This is a genomic window from Bartonella sp. AP20NXHL (assembly GCF_042196165.1).
Lineage (GTDB): Bacteria > Pseudomonadota > Alphaproteobacteria > Rhizobiales > Rhizobiaceae > Bartonella.
The window spans coordinates 1-1194 of the sequence record NZ_JBHIPV010000072.1; the positions used below are offsets into that span (position 1 = coordinate 1).

The window sequence follows — 1194 nt, forward strand, 5'->3', positions numbered from 1 at the left end:
AACAGCCAAATGATAGGAACCGAGTGCCTATTAATAAAACAATCCCTGCCGAAATCAAGCGAGGAGACAGATGAAAAAGCGATTTATTATAACAGGAATGATCACCCTTTGGGGAATGCTGAATCTAGCTCCAGCATATGCAAATAGCAAAGATGTGGTGTATGATAGAAATAACAAAGAAATCCACCGAACAAAAGACGGTCGAATATATACTACATATTATGGCTTGTCAGATTCAACACGCACTAGAGATGTTAAAGTTAGACGTAAAACAAAGCCAAAATCACCTAAAAAGTCGCGACCTGCTTCAACGCCACAACCTGCTTCAACGCCACAACCTGCTCTATCAGCAGAATATTCGGAAATCCTTCAGCTTTTAAAAAAAGAGGAAATTATTGAGCTCTTAAAAAAACAGCTTGAGTTAAAAAAAGAACAAATTTCGCAAACAGAAAAAGCCTATCAAGCTATAACAAAGAGTCAGAAAACTGGACCTCAGAAAATAGACTTTTCTAGTTTTTTTCTCAAAGAGCCAGAAGCGCTCTATAAGAGTGATAAGCTTTCAAGGGAATCATATCAAAAGGTATTAGAGGAAGAAAACAAAATTTCTGGGACTTTTGATCAAATGGGCAAAGCTATTTCGGAGCGTTTACAATTTGCATCGATACAAGATAAAGCTGTAAGTTTAGAAACTTTTGAAAACGTAGAAAATCGTTTTAAATACCTCCAACATCTATTTGATGAACTTCAAACAAAAGAAAACCTGAAAGATACTGCAGATCTTCAAGCACATATCGATGGTTCATTAGCCATGATCCAAAATGAGTTTATAAAGATGGAAATGGTAGCGCATTTACGTAACGCTGAGCAATCACTTATCAAAAAGAAAAAACGCGAACTTAGTATGAAATTTTTTAACCATGAAGCAAAAGGGATGCCTATCATACGATGAAAACAAAATCCACTGTAGAAGGTTCAGTACTATCTGAACAATTCAGAGAGGCAGAAAGCTTTTATCAAAGTCAAGATATCGTAATGAAAATACTTAGGTAATGTATAAATGAAAATGAAGCGTTTAGCATGTATCTATATTTCAAGGTGATAAAAAGTTGAAAATTCGTTAAAGAGGAATTCCATGAACTTTACAGTGTTCACGCAACTTTTCAATAAAATTGATCAGATAACAAAAACATATGT

General features: G+C 34.8%; 1 protein-coding gene. It reads left to right on the forward strand.

The genetic code is table 11. The annotated features are described in order from the left end of the window. Positions 1-70: 70 nt before the first annotated feature. Positions 71-949: a type IV secretion system protein gene (locus tag ACFILL_RS09235; protein ID WP_375643836.1), complete on the forward strand. Its 879-nt coding sequence runs from the start codon at positions 71-73 to the stop codon at positions 947-949. Positions 950-1194 lie beyond the last annotated feature (245 nt).